The following is a 20417-nucleotide window of genomic DNA, read 5'->3' on the forward strand; positions in this document are numbered from 1 at the left end:
CCGTTCAGTCCGACGGGCCGATGCTGCTGCCGACGCCGCCGCCCGTGTCCCCGTCGCCGACCGGGCGGATGCCCTTGGTGACGCGGTCCATGTCGGCGAGCGGCGGTCCGTCCTCGCCCGCGTCGAAGACGTAGCGGACGAGGACGGGTGACTCGGTGCCGACGCTGGAGGGGAAGACGAGCGACTGGACGTAGCCGCCCGGTCCCTTGGCGGTGTGGACGCGCCAGCGCACGAAGTACCCGGCGCGGCCCGCCACCGCGACCGGACCGGACTTGACGACCTCGTGGGATTCCATGCCCCCGTAGGGCTTGCGGCCGATCCGGTCGCGGTCGTAGGCATCTTTGGCCGCCTCGGAGATGTCCGCCTTGGCGAGGGCCTCGGGGGACTTCTCGTCGTTCGCGGTGACCGTGCGGGAGAAGACGAGGCCGTGGCGGCAGGCGGTGCCGTCGCCGGGGCAGTCGTAGGTGCCGTCCGTCGTCATGACGACGTCGTCCTCGGCGACGTACTGCGGGCGGACCCAGCCGTCGAGCAGCGGGAAGGTGACGCCGTTGAGCTGGTCCTCGACGACCGCCGGGTCGTCGGCGGACGGCTCGGAGGCGGACGCCGCGGGAGCCGGCTCCGAGGATGCCGAGGATTCCGGCGCGGTGGGGCCGGAGGGCGTCGGAATCGTCCTCGTCTCAGCGCCGCTGTCGTCGCCGCTGGTGAGGGCCACGGCTCCGGTGACGATCGCCGCGACCAGGACCGCCCCGGCGGCGACGAGGGCGATCACCTTCGCCCGCCCGGTGCCGCCGCCCGGGGGCGGAGGCACCGGGCCCGCGGCGCCCCCCGGCGCGCGGCGGTGCTCGGTCCAGGCCGTGCCGTCCCACCAGCGTTCCAGATGGGGGCCGTGCGGGTCGGGATACCAGCCGGGCGGAGGCGTCATGCTCATCCCGGCACTCTAGAGCCAGGGCCTAGAGGGGGGTGACGTACGCCCCCGCGATCCCGCCGTCGACCAGGAAGTCGGTGGCGTTCACGAAGGAGGAGTCGTCGCTGGCCAGGAAGGCGACGGCGGCGGCGATCTCCTCGGCCTCGGCGAAGCGGCCCAGCGGGATGTGCACCAGACGGCGCGCGGCGCGCTCCGGGTCCTTGGCGAACAGCTCCTGGAGGAGCGGGGTGTTGACCGGGCCGGGGCAGAGGGCGTTCACGCGGATGCCCTCCCGGGCGAACTGCACGCCCAGTTCGCGGGACATGGCGAGGACGCCGCCCTTGGAGGCCGTGTACGAGATCTGGCTGGTGGCGGCGCCCATCCTCGCCACGAAGGACGCCGTGTTGATGATCGAGCCCCGGCCCTGGCGCCGCATGTAGGGGATGGCGGCCTTGCAGCACAGGTAGACGGAGGTGAGGTTGACCTCCTGGACGCGCTTCCAGGCCTCCAGGCCGGTCTCCAGGATGGAGTCGTCGTCGGGCGGGGAGATGCCGGCGTTGTTGAAGGCGATGTCGACGCTGCCGTAGGTGTCGTAGGCGGTCCGGAAGAGGGCCTCGACCTGCTCGGGGTCGGTGACGTCGACCTTGACGAAGGTGCCGTCGGTCTCTTCGGCGGCGGCCTTGCCGCGTACCTCGTCGACGTCGCCGCAGACGACGTGCGCGCCCTCGGAGGCGAGACGGCGCGCGGCGGCGAGGCCGATGCCGCTGCCGGCTCCGGTGACGACGGCGGTGCGGCCGACCAGACGGCGGCAGATGGTGTCCTGAGCAGTCACTGTGCGGGGCCCTCCGTGCTGATGAAGACGTTCTTGGTTTCGGTGAAGGCGGCCAGGGCCTCGGGGCCGAGCTCGCGGCCGACGCCCGACTGCTTGTAGCCGCCGAACGGGGTCCAGTAGCGGACGCTGGCGTGGGAGTTGACGGACAGATTGCCGGCGCGGACGGCCTGGGAGACGCGGAGCGCCCGGCCGACGTCCCTCGTCCAGATGGAACCGGACAGGCCGTACGGGGTGCCGTTGGCCAGGCGGATCGCGTCCGCCTCGTCGGTGAACGGCAGCAGGACGGCCACGGGGCCGAAGATCTCCTCGCAGGCCGCCGCCGAGTCGGGTTGCTCGCCGGTGAGCACGGTCGGCGGGAACCAGAAGCCGGGCCCCTCGGGTGCGCTGCCGCGCAGGGCCGGGGTGCCCTCGGGCACATAGCCCCGGACGCGGTCGAGCTGCTGCCGGGAGATCAACGGGCCCATCTGCGTCCGCTCGTCGGCCGGATCGCCCACCACCACGTCGGCCAGCGCCTTCGCGAGCAGCTCACGGACCTCGTCGTACACCTGCTCCTGGACCAGGATGCGAGTACGGGCGCAGCAGTCCTGGCCGGAGTTGTCCAGGAACGAGAAGGGGTCGACGGCGGTCTTGAGGTCGGCGTCGGCGAAGACGATGTTGGGGCTCTTGCCGCCGAGTTCGAGGGTGACGGGCTTGACCTGCTCGGCGCCGAGCGCGGCGACGCGCGTCCCGGTGCGGGTGGAGCCGGTGAAGACGACCTTGGCGACGCCGGGGTGTCGTACCAGTGCTTCGCCCGCGACGGCGCCGTGCCCCGGCAGGACCTGGAAGAGGTGTTCCGGGAGCCCTGCCTCCAGGGCGAGTTCGGCGAGGCGCAGCGCGGTGAGGGGTGTGGTCTCGGCGGGCTTGAGGATGACCGCGTTGCCGGCCGCGAGGGCGGGGGCGGTGCCCCAGGCGGCGATCGGCATGGGGAAGTTCCAGGGCGCGATCACGCCGACGACGCCGAGCGGTTCGAGGATCGTGACGTTCAGGCCGCCGGGCACCGGGATCTGCCGGCCGGTGAGCCGCTCCACTCCCCCGGCCGCGTAGTCCAGCAGGTCCCGGACGTTGCCGGCCTCCCAGCGGGCGTTGCCGATGAGGTGGCCGGCCTCGCGGACCTCCAGACGGGCCAGTTCCTCGAGGTGCTCGTCGACGGTGGCCGCGAAGCGGCGCAGCAGCCGGGCGCGGTCGCCCGGCGCCAGGGCGGCCCAGACGTTCTGGGCCCGGGTGGCCAGGGTGACCGCGGCGTCGACATCGGCCGGGCCGGCCGCCGCGATGGCGGCGACGACCTCCTCGGTCGCGGGGTTCAGTACTTCCAGGAGGTGCTCGGAAGACAAGAGGGGCCTCACATGCGTTCGAAGGAGCGGCGCAGCTCCCAGTCAGTCACCGCGGCGTCGAAGGCGTCCAGTTCGACCCGCGCCATGTTGCGGTAGTGCGCGACGACCTCGTCCCCGAAGGCGGCCTGGGCGACGGGGCTGTTCTCCCAGAGCTCGGCGGCCTCGCGCAGGGTGGTGGGGACGTGGGCGAAGTCGGCGGTGTAGGCGTTGCCGGGGCAGGGCTCGGGCAGCTCCAGTTTCTGCTCGATGCCGTGCAGACCGGCCGCCACGAGTCCGGCGACGGCGAGGTAGGGGTTGACGTCGCCGCCGGGCAGCCGGTTCTCGAAGCGCAGGGAGCGGCCGTGGCCGACCACGCGCAGCGCGCAGGTGCGGTTGTCGTGGCCCCAGGCGACGGCGGTCGGGGCGAAGGAGCCGGGCTGGAACCGCTTGTAGGAGTTGATGTGGGGGGCGTAGAGCAGGGAGAAGTCGCGCAGGGCGGCGAGCTGGCCGGCGAGGAAGTGGCGCATGACGTCCGACATGCCGCCTTCGCCGTCGCCTGCCATGGCGTTGCCGCCGTGCGCGTCCGCGAGCGAGAGGTGGATGTGGCACGAGTTGCCCTCGAGCCCGTTGTACTTGGCCATGAAGGTGATCGACATGCCCTCCTGGGCGGCGATCTCCTTGGCGCCGGTCTTGTAGACGGAGTGCTGGTCGCAGGTGACCAGGGCCTCGTCGTAGCGGAAGGCGATCTCGTGCTGGCCGGGGTTGCACTCGCCCTTGGCGGACTCGACGGTGAGGCCGGCCGCCGCCATCTCGTTGCGGATGCGGCGCAGCAGGGGCTCGATCCGGCCGGTGCCGAGGACCGAGTAGTCGATGTTGTACTGGTTGGCCGGGGTCAGGCCTCTGTAGTTGGCGTCCCACGCCTGTTCGTAGGTGTCCTTGAAGACGATGAACTCCAGCTCGGTGCCGACCTGGGCGGTGTAGCCGAGCTCGGCCAGGCGTTCCAGCTGGCGGCGCAGTATCTGGCGGGGCGCGGCGACGACCGGGGAGCCGTCGCTCCAGGCGAGGTCGGCGTGGAGCATGGCCGTGCCCTCGTTCCAGGGGACGCGGCGCAGGGTGCTCAGGTCCGGGTGCATCGCGAAGTCGCCGTAGCCGCGGTCCCAGGAGGACATCGCGTACCCGTCGACGGTGTTCATCTCGGTGTCGACGGCGAGCAGGTAGTTGCAGCCCTCGGTGCCGTGCTGGAGCACCTCGTCGAGGAAGAAGCGGGCGGCGAACCGCTTGCCCTGGAGCCTCCCTTGCATGTCGGGGAAGGCCAGGACGACAGTGTCGATCTCACCGCCCGCGACGAGGGCGTGCAGCTCCTCGACGCTGAGCGGGGCTGTGCGGTCTGCCACGGGAGGGCCTCCTAGGCTCCTTGGATCCGCCGGGAGCCATAAGGTATTGCGGAGAACCATTGCTTGGGAAGGGGGTACGGCCACATGCCGGAGGAAGCTGGGGGCGAGGTGCGGGACGGACTGACGCCGGTGCTGCGGCCGGTGCGCGCGGGCAACGGCTTCGAGGAGGCGCTGGAGCAGATCCTTCAGGTCGTACGGCTGGGCCTGGTGGCGGGGGGCGAGCGGCTGCCGGCCGAGCGGGAGCTGGCGGAGCGGCTGGGGATCAGCCGGGTGACGCTGCGCGAGGTGCTGAAGGTGCTCCAGGACCAGGGTCTCGTCGAGTCACGGCGCGGCCGGTACGGCGGGACGTTCGTACGGCACCGCACGGACGCCGGCGGCGAGGACGAGCTGCGGCGCCGGGTCGCCGAGGTCGACATAGAGGACGTCCTGCGCTTCCGGGAGGTGCTGGAGGTGGGCGCCGCGGGGCTGTGCGCGGCCCACGGACTGGACGAGAAGCAGGCCGGACAGCTCCGCGAGGCCTTGGCCCGTACGCACGACGCCCCGCTCGCCGAGTACCGCCGTCTGGACACGCTGCTGCACCTCACGATCGCCGAGCTGTCCGGCTCCCCCACGCTCACGGCCCAGTACGCGGCCGTGCGTGCGAGCGTCAACGACCTGCTCGACTGCATCCCGCTCCTGGTGCGCAACCTGGAGCACTCCCAGCGGCAGCACACCGCCTTGGTGGAGGCCGTGATCGAGGGCGACGCGGACCAGGCGCGGGAGATCATGCGCGAGCACTGCGGAGGCACGGCGGCGCTGCTGCGCGGGTTCCTGGGCTGAGCCGGGCCGTGTTCCGGCGCGGTGGCGCCGTGAGGATTTACGGGCGATTAACGCACGGGTCTTGCCTTCCCTCGGTCGGCACCGCAAAGGTATGGCCTCATTCCATTGAGTTCCATCGAGTTCCATCGAGTCGCATTGAGTCGAAGCCCGCTCGACGCCGTGTCCGCCGCCCCGTGGGGAGTCTGCCCATGTCCCAGGAATCCGCCACCCCTCCCGCCGCCCCGGAGGGCGACGACTATCTGGAGCGCAGAGCGCTCCGCCGCGGCAGTGCCGGCTGGGTGCTGCTGACCGGCCTCGGTGTCGCCTACGTCGTCTCCGGCGACTACTCGGGCTGGAACTTCGGCCTGGCCGAGGGCGGCTTCGGCGGGCTCGCGATCGCCATGGTGCTCATGGGCGCGATGTACGCCTGTATGGTCTTCGCCCTCGCCGAGCTGTCCTCGATCCTGCCGACGGCGGGCGGCGGCTACGGCTTCGCCCGTCGGGCGCTGGGGCCCTGGGGCGGCTTCCTGACGGGTACGGCGATCCTCATCGAGTACGTCCTCGCGCCCGCCGCGATCGTCATCTTCATCGGGGACTACGTCGAGTCGCTGGGCCTGTTCGGCCTGGAGTCCGGCTGGCCGGTGTACCTGGTCTGCTTCGCGATCTTCCTCGGCATCCATCTGTGGGGCGTGGGCGAGGCGCTGCGGTTCAGCTTCGTCGTCACCGGCATCGCGGTCGCCGCCCTGATCGTGTTCGGGCTGGCGGCCCTGCCCGACTTCTCCTTCGCGTCGCTGGACGACATCCCGGTCGACGCCTCGGCCGCGGGATCCAGCTCCTGGCTGCCGTTCGGCCTGCTCGGCATCTGGGCGGCGTTCCCGTTCGGCATGTGGTTCTTCCTGGGCGTCGAGGGGGTGCCGCTGGCCGCCGAGGAGACCAGGGACCCGGCGCGTACGCTGCCGAAGGCGATCCGCTGGTCCATGGGCATCCTGGTGGTGCTGGCCGTGGTCACGTTCTTCGCGGCGGCCGGCGCACGCGGTTCCGCGGCGATCCAGGAGGCGGGCAACCCGCTGGTCGAGGCACTGCAGCCGGGCGGCGAGGCGACGACACTGAGCCGGATCGTGAACTACGCGGGCCTCGCCGGCCTGGTGGCTTCCTTCTTCTCCCTGATCTACGCGGGCTCGCGCCAGCTCTTCGCCCTGTCCCGCGCGGGATATCTGCCCCGCTTCCTGTCCCTCACCAGCCGCCGCAAGGCGCCATATCTGGGCCTGCTGGTGCCCGGCACGATCGGCTTCGTGCTGGCGGCGTGGTCGGGCAACGGCGCCCGCATGCTGAACATCGCCGTCTTCGGCGCGACCATCTCCTACGCGCTGATGTCCCTGTCGCACATCGTGCTGCGCCGCCGCGAGCCGGAGCTGCCGCGGCCGTACCGTACGCCGGGCGGGGTGCTGACCTCCTCGGTCGCCCTGGTGCTGGCCTGTGCGGCGCTGGTGGCCACGTTCCTGGTGGATGTGACGGCGGCTGTCATCGCGCTCGTGGTGTACATCGTCGCCATCGGGTACTTCGGCCTGTACAGCCGCAAGCGGCTGGTGGCGAAGGCACCGGAGGAGGAGTTCGCGGCGCTGGCGGCGGCCGAGGCAGAGTTGTCACGGGACTGAGGAAACCGGGGCGTCGAGGTGAGGGAGTTTCTGTGTCCAGGCCGTTGATCGGGGTCAGCACGTATCTGGAGTCCGGTGCGCGCTGGGGCGTGTGGGAGCTGGAGGCGGCGCTGCTGCCGGCCGGTTACCCGCGGCTGGTGCGGCGGGCGGGCGCGCTGGCCGCGATGGTTCCGCCGGACGACCCGCTGCACGCGGCCGATGTCGTGGCCCGGCTGGACGGGCTGGTCATCGCGGGCGGGCCGGATGTCGAGCCGGTCCGCTACGGCGCGGAGCGCGAGCCGCGGACCGGGCTGCCGGCGCGGGAGCGGGACGCGTGGGAGCTGGCGCTGATCGACGCGGCGCTGGCGGCCGGGGTGCCGTTGCTGGGCATCTGCCGGGGCATGCAGCTGCTCAACGTCGCGCTCGGCGGGACGCTGGTGCAGCACATCGACGGGCACGCGGAGCAGGTGGGCGTCTTCGGCGGCCACACCGTCAAGCCGGTGCCGGGGAGTCTGTACGGCGGTGTCGTACCGGAGGAGACATTCGTACCGACGTATCACCACCAGGCCGTGGACCGGCTGGGCGAGGGCCTGGTGCCGTCGGCGTACGCGGCGGACGGGACGATCGAGGCGCTGGAACTGCCGACTCACCCGGGGTGGGTGCTGGGTGTGCAGTGGCACCCGGAGATGGGGGATGACGTGCGGGTGATGCGAGCGTTGGTGGAGGCGGCAGCAGCGGCCTGAGCGGATACGCACACGGCCCAGGGGCGGAGCCCCCTGGGGATGAAACTACCCCCGCGTCAGCGACAGCAGATCCCGCGCCGGACCGGTAGGCCGATGCCCCGTAGGCCACACCGCCCGCAGATCCCGCGCCAAGGCCACCCCCTCCACCGGCACACTCACCAGCCGCCGCATCGCCAGTTCCTCCCCCACCGCCAGTTCACTCAGCACCGACGGCCCCGCCCCGCTCACCGCCGCCGCCTTGACCGCCGTCGTCGAGGACAACTCGATCAGCGGCCGGGCCAGCCCCCCGAGCGCCGCGTCCAGGACCTGCCGCGTACCCGAACCCTTCTCACGCAGGATCAGCGGTGTCGACGCCAACTCCCCCGCCGCCAGCGGCCGTCGCCGGCGGGCCCACGGGTGGCCGGGGGCCGCGACCACTATCAGCCGGTCGTGGGCGATGACGACGGAGTCCAGCCCCGTCGGGACCGACAGCCCCTCCACGAAGCCCAGATCCGCCTCGTCCGACAGCAGGCGTTCCGCCACCACCGTGGAGTTGCCCGCGTGCAGGGACACCGCCGTGTCGGGCCGCTGGGCGCGCAGCGCGAGCAGCCAGCCCGGCAGCAGGTACTCGGCGATCGTCATGCTCGCCGCCACCCGCAACCGCGAGTCACGGCGGTCGCGCAGCGCCTGCGCCCCGACGTCGAACGCCTCCGCCGCCCCGACGATCCGCCGCGCCCAGTCCGTCACCAGCGCACCGGCGTCCGTCAGCCGGGACCCGCGGGGCGAACGGTCGACCAGCGCCACACCGAGCTGCCGCTCCATCGACCGGATCCGGCTGCTCGCCGCGGGCTGGGTGATGCCGAGTTCCCGCGCCGCCCCGCCGAGGCTGCCGAGCCGCGCCACCGCCAACAGCAGCTCCAGCGCCCCGAGATCCGGCACCCGGTGTGCCAGGGACCCGGTCGCGGTGGTCGGCACGTCACCCTGCTCATCCGTCCTGCTCATAAACCCAGCTTATGTCGCCATAGAGGCATGGTCCCTGGTGGTACGGCTCCGGCGGACCGACCGTGGAGTCATGGTCACCGCAGCCCAGCCCCTCGCGTACCCCGTGTCGGTCCGTCATCTCGGGCCCAACTGGTACGCCACCGTCATGGGCACCGCCGTCGTCGCCACCGCCGGAGCCGCCCTGCCGTCGCACCTCCCCGGGCTGCGCCCCGTGCTCGCCGGTGTCTGGGCCCTCGCGCTCGTCCTGCTCCTGACCCTGCTCGGGGCCCGGGCCCTGCACTGGGCCCACCACCGGGACCAGGCCCGCGCCCATCTCCTCGACCCGGCGACGGCCCCCTTCTACGGCTGTCTCGCCATGGCCCTGCTCGCCGTGGGCGGCGGCGCGCTCACCGTGGGCCGGGACGTGATCGGCGTCCGCGCGGCCGTCGCGCTCGACGGCGTGCTGTTCAGCGCGGGTACGGCTCTCGGGCTGGCCGCCGCCGTCGCCGTGCCGTATCTGATGGCCGTACGGCACCGGGTCGAAGCGGGACAGGCCAACCCCGTCTGGCTGCTGCCGCTGGTCGCGCCCATGGTGTCGGCCGCCGTCGGGCCGCAGCTGGTTCCCCATCTGCCTCCCGGGCAGGCCCGGGAGACGCTGCTGCTGGGCTGCTTCGCGCTGTTCGGGCTCAGTCTGCTCGCGACGCTCGTCATGCTGCCGCTGGTCTTCGGGCGGCTGCTCACCGGCGGACCGCTGCCCCTCGCCCTCACCCCCACGCTGTTCCTGGTGCTGGGCCCGCTCGGGCAGTCGACGACCGCCGTCGGCGCCTTCGCGGACACCGCCCCCGGAGTCGTACCGGAGCCGTACAGCCAGGGCTTCGGTGTGCTCGCCGTGCTCTACGGCGTGCCCGTGATGGGGTTCGCGCTGCTGTGGTTCTGCCTGGCCACCGTCCATGTGCTGCGCGCCCGGCGGCACGGGATGCGGTTCGCGATGACGTGGTGGTCGTTCACCTTCCCGGTCGGCACCTGCGTCACCGGCGCCGAGGCCCTGGGCCGGCACACCGGGCTCGTGGCCTACGAAGGGCCGGCGGTCGTCCTGTACGCGGTGCTGGTCGTCGCGTGGGGCACCGCCGCCGCGGGCACCGTACGCGGGCTGCTCAGGGGCGAGCTGCTCGCAGGGCCCGCTCCAGGACCCGTGGCGCCTCGGCCAGCGATGGCCCGTACCAGGTGAGGTGCCGTCCGCTGACGAGCGCGCAGGGCAGGCCGGGGAAGGCTTCGGGGCCGTCGTCGGCGGTGAAGCGGTAGGGCTCGTCCGGGAGGATCACCAGGTCGGGCGCCGCGGCGCGCAACTCCGCCGGCGGGATGCGGGGGTAGCGCTCGGGGTGCGCCGTGTGTACGTGGTCGATGCCGAGGCGGGCCAGGACGTCGCCCGCGAAGGTGTCGCGGCCCAGGACCATCCAGGGGCGGCGCCAGATCGGCACGACCGCCGTCAGGCGGGTCACCGGCCGCGGCAGGGACGACCAGGTGTGCTCCGCCTCGTCCAGCCAGCGCGGGCGCGCCGCCACCCCGCAGGCATCCAGGACCCGGGCCAGTTCCCGGAAGGCCCCCGGCACGTCGCGGATCTCCGTCACCAGGACCTCGACGCCCGCCGCGCGCAGGGCCGCGAGGTCGGGCTCGCGGTTCTCCTCCTCGTTGGCGATCACCAGGTCGGGGGCGAGGGAGACGATCCGTTCGGGCTTCGGGTTCTTCGTGCCGCCGACGCGCACGACGTCCAGGCCGGGCGGATGGGTGCACCAGTCGGTGGCGCCGACCAGGGCGCCGGGCGCGGAACGGGCCACGGCCTCGGTCAGCGAGGGGACCAGCGAGACGACCCTCACCGGCGCGGCCGGTCCCGGACCGCCTCGATGTGCTCCGCCACGGCGACGACGATCACGCGGGTGTCCGACTCCGTGGCCCGCCAGCGGTGCCGTACGCCGCCTGTGAGGTACAGCGTGTCGCCGCGGCCGAGCCGGTAGGCGCGGCCCTCCGCCTCGATCTCCACCGCGCCGTCGGCGACGTACATCAACTGGTCGTTGCGGTACTGGAATTCCCGGCCCGCGTCATGGTCGCCGATGAACTCGGAGGCGTGCATCTGGTGGTGGCCGCGCACCAGCGACCGGGTCCGGGGCCGGGGCAGCGGTTCGCCGTTCTCGGCGCGGACTACGTCCACGCTGCACGCCGGGTCGGCCGCGGCGAGCAGTTCCACGGCGGTGGTGCGCAGGGCGTCGGCGACCTTCTCCAGGGAGCTTCGGCTGGGACGCGCCCGGTCGTTCTCGATCTGGCTCAGGAACGGGACCGACAGGCCGCTGCGCTCGGCCACGGCGGCGAGGGTGAGCTCCAGCGCGCGGCGCCGGCGGCGCACGGCCGCGCCCACCCGAAGGGACTGCTCTTTGTGGTCGCCCATCGCTCCGGCTCCCTCCTTCGCCCGTCGATCCGGTCCTTGTGCGCCGGTGTCCCGGCGCACCGCTTCTGTTGAGTTGTCTGCACCCTACGCATGTTCGGCAAACCGTTTCATGCGCCCGTCACATCGACGTCATACAGGGCGGTGCGCGACCTCATGGTTCGCGCCAGGGGATCCGCCGCCTTCAGGGGAGGGGTGCGGATTCCTCCTACGGGAGGAACAGGGTGCCAGGAGGGGCTCTGGGGGTGGCGTCGCGCTCTGTGGTTGTCCGGATCCCGCTCGTGGAAACGGGTGCGGGGCGGGACGCGTCGTGCTCGCGTCCCGCCCCGCATCCGGCCTCACTGCGGCGTCATGCGCTCCACCATGTCGGGGTGCTCCTTCAGCCACGCGGCGACGGCCTCTTCCTCATGGCCCTGACCGCGGTTCTTGATCTCGCTCTCCAGGGTGCCGAGCTCCTCCTCGGTCATCTTGAAGTTCTTGATCCACTTCGTGAGCTGCGGATACTCCTCGGGGAACTTCTCGTTGGAGATGGTGCGGATCGTGTTGCCCTCGCCGAAGGCCTTCTTGGGGTCCTTCAGCTTGGTCAGCTCGTAGTCGCTGTACGCCCAGTGCGGCGACCAGAGCGTGACGGCGATCGGCTCCTTCTTGGCGTACGCGCGCTTCAGCTCGGCCAGCATGGCCGGGGTGGAGCCGTCGACGACCTCGTACTCCTTGTCCAGGCCGTAGGCGGGCAGGACCTTGTTCTTCGCCAGGTCCATCTCGCCGGTGCCCGGCTCGATGCCGATGATCTTCCCCTTGAAGGTGCCGGACTTGCCCTTGAGGTCCTCCAGGGAGTCGACGCCCTTCACATAGGACGGTACGGCGATCTCCAGGGAGGTCGGTTCGTACCAGGTGCCGAGGTCCTTGAGCCGGTCCTTGTTCTTGTCCCAGTAGTTCTTCTGGGCATAGGGCAGCCAGGCGTCGAAGTTGAGGTCGAGATCGCCCGAGGCCAGGCCCGTGTAGACGGGGCCGACGTCCATCTGCTTCAGGTTCAGCTTGTAGCCGCGCCGCTCGAGGACGTTCTTCCACAGGTAGGTGACGGCGATGTCCTCGTCCCACGGGAACCACGCCACGTCCAGAGGCTGCTTGGCCTCGGCCGGTGTGCTGCCGCCTGCGTTCTCCACCGGGGCCATCTTGTCGGCGAAGCCGGGGTTCTGCTTCAGCCAGGCGCGCACGGCCTCCTGCTGGTTGCCCTTGCCGGCCTTGTTGATCTCGGCTTCGAGGCTGGTGAGCTCTTTCTCGTTCATCTTGAAGTTCTTCAGCCACTTGGCGACCGTCGGGTCGTCGTCGGCGAAGCCCTTGCGGGACAGCGTGTGCACGCCGTCGCCCTTGCCCCAGGCGCCCTTGGGATCCTTGAGCTTCTTGAGGTCGTAGTCGTTGTACGCCCAGTGCGGCGACCAGAGCGTGACGACGATCGGCTTCTTCTGGGCGTAGGAGCGCTTCAGCTCGGCCAGCATGGCGGGCGTGGAGCTGTCGACGACCTTGTACTCCTTGTCCAGGCCGTACTCCTTGAGGACCTTGCTCTTGAGCAGGGCCATCTCGCCGGCGCTGGGCTCGATGCCGGTGATCTTGCCACCGAACTCGGACGCCTTGCCCTTGAGGTCCTCGAGGGAGTCGATGCCCTTCATGTAGGAGGGCACGGAGAGCTCCAGGGACGTCTTGTCGTACCAGGAGCCGAGGTCGTCGAGCTGCTTGCCGTACTTCTTCCAGTACTGGGCGTGGGTCGTGGGCAGCCAGCCGTCCGTCTGGAAGTCGACGCTGCCCTGGGCGAGCGAGGTGTACAGCGGGCCCGCTTCGAACTGCTTGGCCTCGACCTCGTAGCCGCGCTGCTCCAGGACCTCCTTCCACAGGAAGGTGGAGGCGACGCCCTCGTCCCAGGGGATGTAGCCGATGCTGATCTTCTTGCCCTGGCCGACGTTCTTGCCGCCCGCGACGGCGGTGGAGTCGGCGCTCTTGCCGAAGACACCCATGCCGCCCGCGGCGAGCGCGAGGACGACGACGCCGATCACGGCGACGACCGGGCGGGGCCGGTAGGACCAGATCTTCAGGCCCTGGGCGGCGCGCAGCTTGGCGGCGGCGCGGCGGCCGAGCGGGGAGACCTGGGTGCCCAGGGCGCTGGTCATGCGGTCCAGGTAGATCGCGAGGATCACGATGGCCACACCGGCCTCGGAGCCGAGACCCACGTTGAGCTGGCCGATGGCCTCGTTGACGTCGCCGCCGAGGCCGCCGGTGCCGACCATGCCGGCGATCGCGGCCATGGAAAGGCCGAGCATGATGACCTGGTTGACACCGGCCATGACGGTGGGCAGGGCGAGCGGGAGCTGGACGCGCAGCAGGGTGTTGCGGGGCGTGGTGCCGAACGCGTCGGCGGCCTCGACCAGTTCCTTGTCGACCTGCCGGATGCCCAGCTCGGTCATGCGCACGCCCGGTGCGAGCGCGAAGATCAGCGTGGCGACGATGCCGGCGGGGGCGCCGGTGCCGAAGAACAGGATCGCCGGGATGAGGTAGATCATCGCGGGCAGCGTCTGCATGAAGTCCAGGACGGGCCGGACCAGACCGCTGACGCGGTCCGAGCGGGCCGCCCAGATGCCGACGGGTATGGAGATCACGAGCGCGATGACGGTCGCCACGAGGACGAGCGCCAGGGTGATCATCGCGTTCTCCCACAGTTCGAGGGAGTCGATGAACGCGAATCCCACGAACGTGAGGACACCGGCGAGCGTGCCGCGCAGCCAGAAGGCGACCACGGCGAAGATGCCCGCGAGGAGGAGCGGTTCGGGGGCCTGGAGGACGGCGTTGATGCCGTCGTAGAGGCCGAGGAAGACGGTCTTGCAGAAGTCGAACAGCCACGCCATGTGGGTGGTGAGCCAGTCGACCGCGTCGTTGACCCAGGTGCCGAGCTCGATCCTAGGCACGGGCGGTCACCTTCTCTCCGTCTCCGCCCTTGTCCCGCGGGGAGTCGCAGGGCTGCGGGGTGGCGTCCTGCTCGTCGCTGAGGAAGCCGATCAGGCGCTGCCGGGGGACGACGCCGATCTGCTTGTTGTCCTTGTCCACGACCGAGACGGGGTGGGAGAGCCGGGCGCTGATCGCGCACAGCTCCGTGAACGGGGTGTCGGCCGTGGCGGTCCGGCAGTCGCAGCCGGGGTCGTCGGCGGTGACCGAGGGGTCCATGAGCTCGCCCGCGGTCAGGACGCGGGAGCGGTCGACGTCCTGGGTGAAGGAGGCGACGTAGTCGTTCTCCGGTCGCAGCAGGATGTCCTGGGCGGTGCCGATCTGGACGATCCGGCCGTCGCGCATGACGGCGATGTGGTCGCCCAGGCGCATGGCCTCGTTCAGGTCGTGGGTGATGAAGACGATCGTCTTCTTGAGCTTCTGCTGGAGCTCCAGCAGCTGGTCCTGCATGTCGCGGCGGATCAGCGGGTCCAGGGCGCTGAAGGACTCGTCCATCAGCAGCAGGTCGGCGTCGGTGGCGAGCGCGCGGGCGAGACCGACGCGCTGCTGCATGCCGCCGGACAGCTCGTCGGGCCAGGACTTCTCCCAGCCGGCCAGGCCGCACAGGGCGAGCGCCTCGTCGGCGCGGCGTACGCGCTCGGCGCGGGGCACGCCCTGCACTTCCAGACCGTAGGCGGCGTTCTCGCGCACGCTGCGGTGCGGGAAGAGCGCGAAGTGCTGGAACACCATGCTGATCTTCCGGGAGCGGACCTTGCGCAGCTCCCGGTCGCCGAGCGCGGTCAGGTCCTGGTCGTCGAAGCGGACGTGTCCGGCGGTCGGCTCGAGCAGGCCGTTCAGCATGCGCAGCAGGGTGGACTTGCCGGATCCGGACAGACCCATGACGACGAAGATCTGGCCGGGCTCCACGGTGAAGGACGCGTCGATCACGGCGGCGGTCGTGCCCTCGGCGCGCAGTTCCTCCCGGTCGGCTCCGTCACGGAGCCGCTCGACCGCTCGGTCCGGTCTTCTGCCGAACACTTTGTACAGGCTCTCTGCCTGAAGCCTCGCTGACACGTGCACCTCAATCTCGACGGCAATAGAACAGAGCGAGGACAGGGCCGCAAACAGTTGAATTGCGCAACCAGCCTCGCTCTGGGGCCGCGCCTCCCCCCGATCCGGAAAGCCAAACCCACAAGTGGGGCGCTTCACACAAGACGCACACACGGCAACGCGCTGCTCAGCGGCGAGTGGCTGTCAGTGGCGTACGGCATGATGCGTGGCGTGACCGGACGACTGATGCTCCTCGACACCGCCTCCCTGTACTTCCGCGCCTACTTCGGCGTCCCGGACTCGGTCAGGGCCCCGGACGGCACGCCGGTGAACGCCGTGCGCGGGCTGCTCGACTTCATCGACCGCCTGGTCAAGGACCACCGGCCGGACCAGCTCGTGGCCTGTATGGACGCCGACTGGCGGCCGCACTGGCGGGTGGAGCTGATCCCCTCGTACAAGGCGCACCGCGTCGCCGAGGAGCGCGCGGCCGGCCCGGACGAGGAGGAGGTGCCCGACACGCTGTCGCCGCAGGTGCCGGTCATCGAGGCGGTGCTGGACGCGGTGGGCATCGCGCGCGTGGGCGTCGCGGGGTACGAGGCGGACGACGTGATCGGCACGTTCACCGCGCGGGCCGAGGGCCCGGTCGACATCGTCACGGGCGACCGGGACCTGTACCAGCTGGTGGACGACGCGCGCGGGGTGCGCGTGCTGTACCCGCTGAAGGGCGTGGGCACCCTCCAGCTCACCGATGAGGCCGTGCTGCGCGGGAAGTATGGGGTCGGCGGGAGCGGGTACGCGGATCTGGCCCTGCTGCGCGGCGACCCCAGCGACGGCCTGCCGGGCGTGCCGGGCGTCGGAGAGAAGACGGCCGCCAAGCTGCTGGCCGAGTACGGGGACCTGGCGGGGATCATGGCGGCGGTCGAGGACCGGCGGTCGAAGCTCACGCCGACGCAGCGCAGGCGGCTGGACGAGTCGCGCCCCTATCTCGCGGTCGCGCCGAAGGTGGTCCGGGTCGCGGACGACGTACCGCTGCCCGATGTCACCCCGGCGCTGCCCCGGTCCCCGCGCGACCCGGCGGAGCTTCAAGCGCTGGCGACCCGCTGGGGACTGGGCGGCTCACTGGAGCGTCTTCTGACCACACTGGCGGTGTGACGGGGGCGGGCCGGCGGCCTCCCGGAGACCGGCGGTGTTCATGAACCTCTCATTCGGGAGGTGTTAAGTGGGGGCGAGGTGCTAACTTAGGTAAGCCTAACTATGCGAGACAGGGAGGTCCTCATGGCAGAGCGACCCGGACGCCAGCCGCGTAAGCCGCATTCCGCTCAGGTCGTCCGTACCGAGCGGCTGACTCCGCACATGCAGCGTGTGGTGCTCGGCGGCGAGGGCCTCGCCGACTTCGCGGCGGGCACATGCACCGACCACTATGTGAAACTGCTGTTCGCACCCGAGGGCGTGACCTACCCGGAACCCTTCGACATGCAGCGCATTCGCGACGAGCTCCCCCGCGAACAGTGGCCGGTGACCCGGACGTACACGGTGCGCCAGTGGGACGCCGAGCACCGCGAGCTGACCCTGGACTTCGTCATCCACGGCGACGAGGGCCTGGCCGGCCCCTGGGCGGTGCGTGTCCAGCCGGGCGAGACCGTGCGCTTCATGGGACCGGGCGGGGCGTACGCGCCCGACACCGACGCCGACTGGCATCTGCTCATCGGTGACGAGAGCGCGCTGCCCGCGATCGCCTGTGCCCTGGAGGCCCTGCCGCGCGGCGCCAAGGCCTGGGCCTTCGTGGAGATCTCCGGCCCCGAGGAGGAGCAGAAGATCGACTCGGACGTGGACGTCGTCTGGCTGCACCGCGGCGACCGGCCCCTCGGCGAGGCGCTGGTCGAGGCGGTACGGAGCCTGGAGTTCCCCGAGGGCCGGGTGCACGCCTTCGTCCACGGCGAGGCGCATTTCGTGAAGGAGCTGCGCCATCTGCTCCGGGTCGAGCGCAACATCGCGCGCGAGGACCTGTCGATCTCCGGCTACTGGCGACGCGGCCACAACGAGGACGGCTGGCAGGCCTCGAAGCGGGACTGGAACGCGCGCATCGAGGCGGAGCAGGAGAACACCCCGGCCGCCTGAGCGCCGCGAGCGCGACGGCCCCGGCGACGCCCTTTCAGTCACCCCGCACGCGCGCGTGCAGATGCGCGTCGTGCCGGCCGTCCGGCTGCAGGAGGGCGCTGCGCTTGGTGCCCTCCAGGAGGAAGCCGGTCCTGGTGGCGACGCGGCAGGACGCCTCGTTGCGCACGGCGTGCAGCAGTTCGAGGCGGTGGAAGCCGGTCTCGTCGAGGGCCCAGCGGGTCAGTGCGGTCGCGGCACACACGGCGACGCCCCGCCCCCGTGCCGCCGGGACGGTCCAGTACGCCACCTCCGCCACACCGTCGTCGAGCCGTATCTCGCGCAGCGCGACCCGCCCCAGCAGCAAGCCGGAGTCCGCGTCGGTGACGGCCCACTGCGCCTCCCGCTCCTCCTCCCACGCCCGGTGCCAGTCACGGATCCAGCCGGTGACCTCCTCCTCGGAGTCGGCGGCCCGGGCGTGCCACTGGTGCATCACGGGATCCTGGAAGACCTCGTACACCGCGGGCGCGTCCGAGGCCCGCCAGGGACGCAGGAGAAGTCCCTCGTCGGCGAGGGTGGGCTGCGGGCGGTGGGCGAGGGTCCCGGCGGCCAGGACCGGGCTGGTGAGGAACGGCATGCCCCGCATCCTGGCAAGGACGTGAGGGGCTGCCCCAGTGGTTTTCCGCCCGGCGCGCCGGGCCTCGTACGCTGGGCGCGATGAGACGCAAGCCCCGCATCCCGCCCTCTCCCCTGCCGCAGCGCCACGGTGTGGATCCGGTACGGGTGCGGCTGCCCGTCGCCGGGTCGTGGACCACCGTGCGCGAGCACCTGGTGGAGCGGCTCAGCGGCGCGGGTGCCGGTGTCGTCGACGGAATGTTCGACGCGGGGCGGATCGTCGGGGCGGACGGACGGGCCGTGGCGGCGGACGCGCCGTACGCGCCGGGGATGTTCGTGTGGTTCCACCGGGAGCTGCCCGAGGAGGTGCCGGTGCCCTTCCCGCTGAAGGTCGTGCACCGGGACGAGCACATCGTCGTCGTCGACAAACCCCACTTCCTCGCCACCACCCCGCGCGGCAGCCATGTCACCCAGACCGCGCTGGCCAGGCTGCGCCGGGAGCTGGACATCCCCGCGCTCGGCCCCGCACACCGCCTGGACCGCCTCACCGCGGGGCTCGTGCTGTTCACCGTGCGCCCCGGGGAACGCGGCGCGTACCAGACGCTGTTCAGTGACCGCCGGGTCCACAAGGAGTACGAGGCCGTCGCCCCGTACGACCCCGCCCTCACCCTGCCCCGGACCGTACGCAGCCGGATCGTGAAGGAGCGCGGGGTGCTCGCCGCGCGGGAGGTGGCGGGCGAGCCGAACGCCGTGAGCCGTGTCGAACTCGTCGAGCACCGACCGGAAGGAGCAGGCGAACTCGCCCGGTACCGGCTGGTGCCCGGCACCGGGCAGACGCACCAGCTGCGGGTGCACATGACCGCGCTGGGAGTGCCGATCCTCGGCGACCCGCTCTACCCGGAGGTGACCGACCCCGTCCCGGCCGGTGACTTCCGGCGCCCGCTCCAACTGCTGGCACGGGCCCTGGAGTTCACCGATCCGGTCACGGGCGAGGAACACCGGTTCCGCAGCGGCCGGGAGCTTTCGGCGTGGGCGTCGTACGACCGGTGGGCCGCCGGGACGTACGACGGCCCGTCAGCCGGTCAGTAGCCGCGCCACCAGCTCAGGAAGCGCTGCCAGACGCCCTTGCGGCGGACCGGCACCTGCGCCGTCGGCTGCGCCTGCGGGTGCACAGGCGCCGGCTGGGGCTGCGCCGGGGCCGGCTGCGGCTGGGCGGCGGCCGGTGCGGCCTGCGGCTGGGGACTGCCGATCTGCCAGTCGGAGCGCTGCGCGGGGACCTGCTTGTGGTTCGGCGGCTCCGTCACGTCCTGCGGAGGCTTGGGCGAGAACTGCACCGGCATCTCCACGAGGTGCCGGGAGGCGATGGACGCCGTCCAGCGCAGTTCCTCCTCGTCGCAGTCGAGTTCGACGTCGGGCAGCCGCATCAGCAGCGCGTCGACGCCGACATCGGCGATGGAGCGGCCGACGTCCTGGCCGGGGCACTCGTGCGGGCCACCGCCGAACGCGAGGTGCGAGCGGTTGCCCTGCATGCTGGCGGACAGGTCGGGCCGTACCCGCGGGTCGACATTGGCCGGTGCCGGGGCGAAGAGCAGTCCGTCGCCCCGGCGGATGCGCTGACCGCCCAGCTCGGTCTCCTGCTTGGCGAAGTAGGCGAAGACCGTACTGAACGGCGGCTCGTTCCACAGGGACTGCTCCACCGCCTCCGGCACCGTCATCTGGCCGCCGTTGAGCTGGGCCCGGAAGCGCGGGTCGATCAGCACCGTGAGCAGCACGTTGGACAGCAGGTTGGTGGTGGCCTCGTAGGCGGCGAAGAGCACCAGGCGCAGGTGCTCCCTGACCTCGTCGTCGGTCAGCCGGGCCGGGTGGGTGATCAGGTAGCTGGCGAAGTCCTCCTCCGGCTGGGCGCGGCGCCGTGCGGTGAGCCGGCTCAGGGCGTCCATGACGTAGGAGTGGCTGGCGATCGCGGTCTCGGTGCCCTTGAGCGCGTCGCGGGCGGCCTCGACGAGACGGTCGTTGTACTCGTCGGCCATGCCGAGGATCTCGCACATCACGGCCATCGGCAGGTGCTCGGCGAACTGGCCGACGAGGTCGGCCTCGCCCTGCTCGCAGAAGCGGTTGACGATGGCCTGCGTGCTGCGGTTGATGTAGCGGCGCAGGCTGCGGAAGTCGATGGTCGAGATGGCGCCCATGACCGCGCCGCGCAGCCGCTTGTGCTCATCGCCCTCGGCGTGCGAGGCGATGGGCTGCCAGGCGATGTGCGGCATCAGCGGGTGGTCGGGCTTGACCAGGCCGTCCTTGAGCGGGGTCCAGATGCGGCTGTCCCGGCAGAACTGCGAGGGCGCGCGCACCATGTGCAGGTTCTCGGCATGGCCGAGGACGACCCAGATCGGTACATCGTCGTGGAGCAGCACCGGCGCCACGGGGCCGTGGTCCTTCCGCAGCTGCTCGTACAGCGCTCCCAGATCCTCCGACTCGTGCAGCCGGTGCAGTCCGCCGGGCCCGAGGCCGTGTGCGGGGCAGCCGGGAGGCGGGCCGAGCCGGGAGGCGTCGGTATCGGTCGGGGCGTGGGATTCAGGCGTCACAGTGGTCGCTCCGAAACTGAAGTGAATCCAGGTGTCTGGTGGGGGAAATCGGGGG

Annotated in this window: 18 protein-coding genes; 7 read left to right on the plus strand and 11 right to left on the minus strand. The window is 71.6% G+C overall.

Annotation, left to right across the window (positions count from 1 at the left end; translation table 11 throughout):
- Positions 1-4: 4 nt before the first annotated feature.
- The 4 genes from ACFT32_RS36555 to ACFT32_RS36570 are packed head-to-tail and all read right to left on the minus strand — an operon-like array spanning position 5 to position 4479.
- On the minus strand, positions 5-922 hold the full coding sequence (locus ACFT32_RS36555; protein ID WP_382498126.1) for a DUF2510 domain-containing protein: 918 nt from the start codon (positions 920-922) through the stop codon (positions 5-7).
- Between the two features lie 28 nt (positions 923-950).
- Positions 951-1736: a 3-oxoacyl-ACP reductase gene (locus tag ACFT32_RS36560; protein ID WP_382497787.1), complete on the minus strand. Its 786-nt coding sequence runs from the start codon at positions 1734-1736 to the stop codon at positions 951-953.
- Complete coding sequence (locus ACFT32_RS36565) at positions 1733-3106, minus strand: aldehyde dehydrogenase family protein (RefSeq protein ID WP_382497789.1); 1374 nt, start codon at positions 3104-3106, stop codon at positions 1733-1735. Before ACFT32_RS36565 ends, ACFT32_RS36560 begins: the two co-directional genes overlap by 4 nt.
- 8 nt (positions 3107-3114) lie before the next feature.
- Positions 3115-4479 carry a glutamine synthetase family protein gene (locus tag ACFT32_RS36570; protein ID WP_382497791.1) on the minus strand — a complete coding sequence of 455 codons (1365 nt, stop codon included), beginning with the start codon at positions 4477-4479 and terminating at the stop codon, positions 3115-3117.
- 84 nt (positions 4480-4563) lie between these two features.
- Here ACFT32_RS36570 and ACFT32_RS36575 point away from each other — a divergent pair, with 84 nt between their 5' ends.
- The 3 genes from ACFT32_RS36575 to ACFT32_RS36585 all read left to right on the plus strand — a co-directional run bounded on the left by ACFT32_RS36575 (position 4564) and on the right by ACFT32_RS36585 (position 7654).
- Complete coding sequence (locus ACFT32_RS36575) at positions 4564-5298, plus strand: FadR/GntR family transcriptional regulator (RefSeq protein ID WP_382497793.1); 735 nt, start codon at positions 4564-4566, stop codon at positions 5296-5298.
- Positions 5299-5486: 188 nt separating this feature from the next.
- Entirely contained in the window at positions 5487-6932 is a 1446-nt protein-coding gene (eat, locus tag ACFT32_RS36580; RefSeq protein ID WP_382497795.1) for an ethanolamine permease, read from the plus strand.
- Positions 6933-6976: 44 nt separating this feature from the next.
- Positions 6977-7654 carry a gamma-glutamyl-gamma-aminobutyrate hydrolase family protein gene (locus tag ACFT32_RS36585; RefSeq protein WP_382498128.1) on the plus strand — a complete coding sequence of 226 codons (678 nt, stop codon included), beginning with the start codon at positions 6977-6979 and terminating at the stop codon, positions 7652-7654.
- A gap of 45 nt (positions 7655-7699) precedes the next feature.
- On the opposite strand, the gene ACFT32_RS36590 is transcribed toward ACFT32_RS36585, so the two are convergent.
- A complete protein-coding gene (locus ACFT32_RS36590) occupies positions 7700-8635 on the minus strand; it encodes a LysR family transcriptional regulator (protein WP_382497797.1) in 936 nt (311 codons plus the stop codon).
- A 70-nt stretch (positions 8636-8705) separates the two neighbouring features.
- Here ACFT32_RS36590 and ACFT32_RS36595 point away from each other — a divergent pair, with 70 nt between their 5' ends.
- A complete protein-coding gene (locus tag ACFT32_RS36595; protein WP_382497799.1) occupies positions 8706-9842 on the plus strand; it encodes a TDT family transporter in 1137 nt (378 codons plus the stop codon).
- On the opposite strand, the gene ACFT32_RS36600 is transcribed toward ACFT32_RS36595, so the two are convergent.
- The 4 genes from ACFT32_RS36600 to ACFT32_RS36615 form a co-directional block, all read right to left on the minus strand.
- On the minus strand, positions 9769-10488 hold the full coding sequence (locus tag ACFT32_RS36600; protein ID WP_382497801.1) for a helical backbone metal receptor: 720 nt from the start codon (positions 10486-10488) through the stop codon (positions 9769-9771). The genes ACFT32_RS36595 and ACFT32_RS36600 overlap by 74 nt on opposite strands.
- The gene (locus tag ACFT32_RS36605; protein WP_382497803.1) at positions 10485-11054 is read right to left on the minus strand and encodes a helix-turn-helix domain-containing protein; all 570 of its coding nucleotides are present in this window, start codon (positions 11052-11054) and stop codon (positions 10485-10487) included. Before ACFT32_RS36605 ends, ACFT32_RS36600 begins: the two co-directional genes overlap by 4 nt.
- Before the next feature lie 335 nt (positions 11055-11389).
- On the minus strand, positions 11390-14005 hold the full coding sequence (locus tag ACFT32_RS36610) for an ABC transporter permease/substrate binding protein (protein ID WP_382497805.1): 2616 nt from the start codon (positions 14003-14005) through the stop codon (positions 11390-11392).
- The gene (locus ACFT32_RS36615) at positions 13998-15095 is read right to left on the minus strand and encodes a glycine betaine/L-proline ABC transporter ATP-binding protein (RefSeq protein ID WP_382497807.1); all 1098 of its coding nucleotides are present in this window, start codon (positions 15093-15095) and stop codon (positions 13998-14000) included. The genes ACFT32_RS36610 and ACFT32_RS36615 overlap by 8 nt, the downstream gene beginning before the upstream one ends.
- Before the next feature lie 198 nt (positions 15096-15293).
- Here ACFT32_RS36615 and ACFT32_RS36620 point away from each other — a divergent pair, with 198 nt between their 5' ends.
- Together ACFT32_RS36620 and ACFT32_RS36625 are read left to right on the plus strand one after the other, a co-directional pair.
- On the plus strand, positions 15294-16223 hold the full coding sequence (locus tag ACFT32_RS36620; RefSeq protein WP_382498130.1) for a 5'-3' exonuclease H3TH domain-containing protein: 930 nt from the start codon (positions 15294-15296) through the stop codon (positions 16221-16223).
- Positions 16224-16346: 123 nt separating this feature from the next.
- Positions 16347-17189, plus strand: coding sequence for a siderophore-interacting protein (locus tag ACFT32_RS36625; RefSeq protein WP_382497809.1), 843 nt, complete (start codon positions 16347-16349; stop codon positions 17187-17189).
- Positions 17190-17223: 34 nt separating this feature from the next.
- On the opposite strand, the gene ACFT32_RS36630 is transcribed toward ACFT32_RS36625, so the two are convergent.
- The gene (locus ACFT32_RS36630) at positions 17224-17802 is read right to left on the minus strand and encodes a GNAT family N-acetyltransferase (protein WP_382497810.1); all 579 of its coding nucleotides are present in this window, start codon (positions 17800-17802) and stop codon (positions 17224-17226) included.
- 80 nt (positions 17803-17882) lie between these two features.
- Between ACFT32_RS36630 and ACFT32_RS36635 the strand changes: the two genes are divergently transcribed.
- Positions 17883-18869 carry an RluA family pseudouridine synthase gene (locus ACFT32_RS36635; RefSeq protein WP_382497812.1) on the plus strand — a complete coding sequence of 329 codons (987 nt, stop codon included), beginning with the start codon at positions 17883-17885 and terminating at the stop codon, positions 18867-18869.
- On the opposite strand, the gene ACFT32_RS36640 is transcribed toward ACFT32_RS36635, so the two are convergent.
- Positions 18863-20362, minus strand: a complete 1500-nt coding sequence (locus ACFT32_RS36640; protein ID WP_382497814.1) for a cytochrome P450 — start codon at positions 20360-20362, stop codon at positions 18863-18865. The genes ACFT32_RS36635 and ACFT32_RS36640 overlap by 7 nt on opposite strands.
- Positions 20363-20417 lie beyond the last annotated feature (55 nt).

Origin of the sequence: Streptomyces sp. NPDC057002 (assembly GCF_042673825.1) — a bacterium.
Classification (GTDB): domain Bacteria; phylum Actinomycetota; class Actinomycetes; order Streptomycetales; family Streptomycetaceae; genus Streptomyces.

Bases quoted from the DNA above. Each gene is read 5' to 3' on its own strand.
- ACFT32_RS36590 (WP_382497797.1), bottom strand. From the start codon at position 8,635: ATGAGCAGGACGGATGAGCAGGGTGACGTGCCGACCACCGCGACCGGG.
- ACFT32_RS36635 (WP_382497812.1), top strand. From the start codon at position 17,883: ATGAGACGCAAGCCCCGCATCCCGCCCTCTCCCCTGCCGCAGCGCCAC.
- ACFT32_RS36625 (WP_382497809.1), top strand. From the start codon at position 16,347: ATGGCAGAGCGACCCGGACGCCAGCCGCGTAAGCCGCATTCCGCTCAG.
- ACFT32_RS36605 (WP_382497803.1), bottom strand. From the start codon at position 11,054: ATGGGCGACCACAAAGAGCAGTCCCTTCGGGTGGGCGCGGCCGTGCGC.
- eat (WP_382497795.1), top strand. From the start codon at position 5,487: ATGTCCCAGGAATCCGCCACCCCTCCCGCCGCCCCGGAGGGCGACGAC.
- ACFT32_RS36575 (WP_382497793.1), top strand. From the start codon at position 4,564: ATGCCGGAGGAAGCTGGGGGCGAGGTGCGGGACGGACTGACGCCGGTG.
- ACFT32_RS36620 (WP_382498130.1), top strand. From the start codon at position 15,294: ATGCGTGGCGTGACCGGACGACTGATGCTCCTCGACACCGCCTCCCTG.
- ACFT32_RS36630 (WP_382497810.1), bottom strand. From the start codon at position 17,802: ATGCCGTTCCTCACCAGCCCGGTCCTGGCCGCCGGGACCCTCGCCCAC.
- ACFT32_RS36555 (WP_382498126.1), bottom strand. From the start codon at position 922: ATGACGCCTCCGCCCGGCTGGTATCCCGACCCGCACGGCCCCCATCTG.
- ACFT32_RS36595 (WP_382497799.1), top strand. From the start codon at position 8,706: ATGGTCACCGCAGCCCAGCCCCTCGCGTACCCCGTGTCGGTCCGTCAT.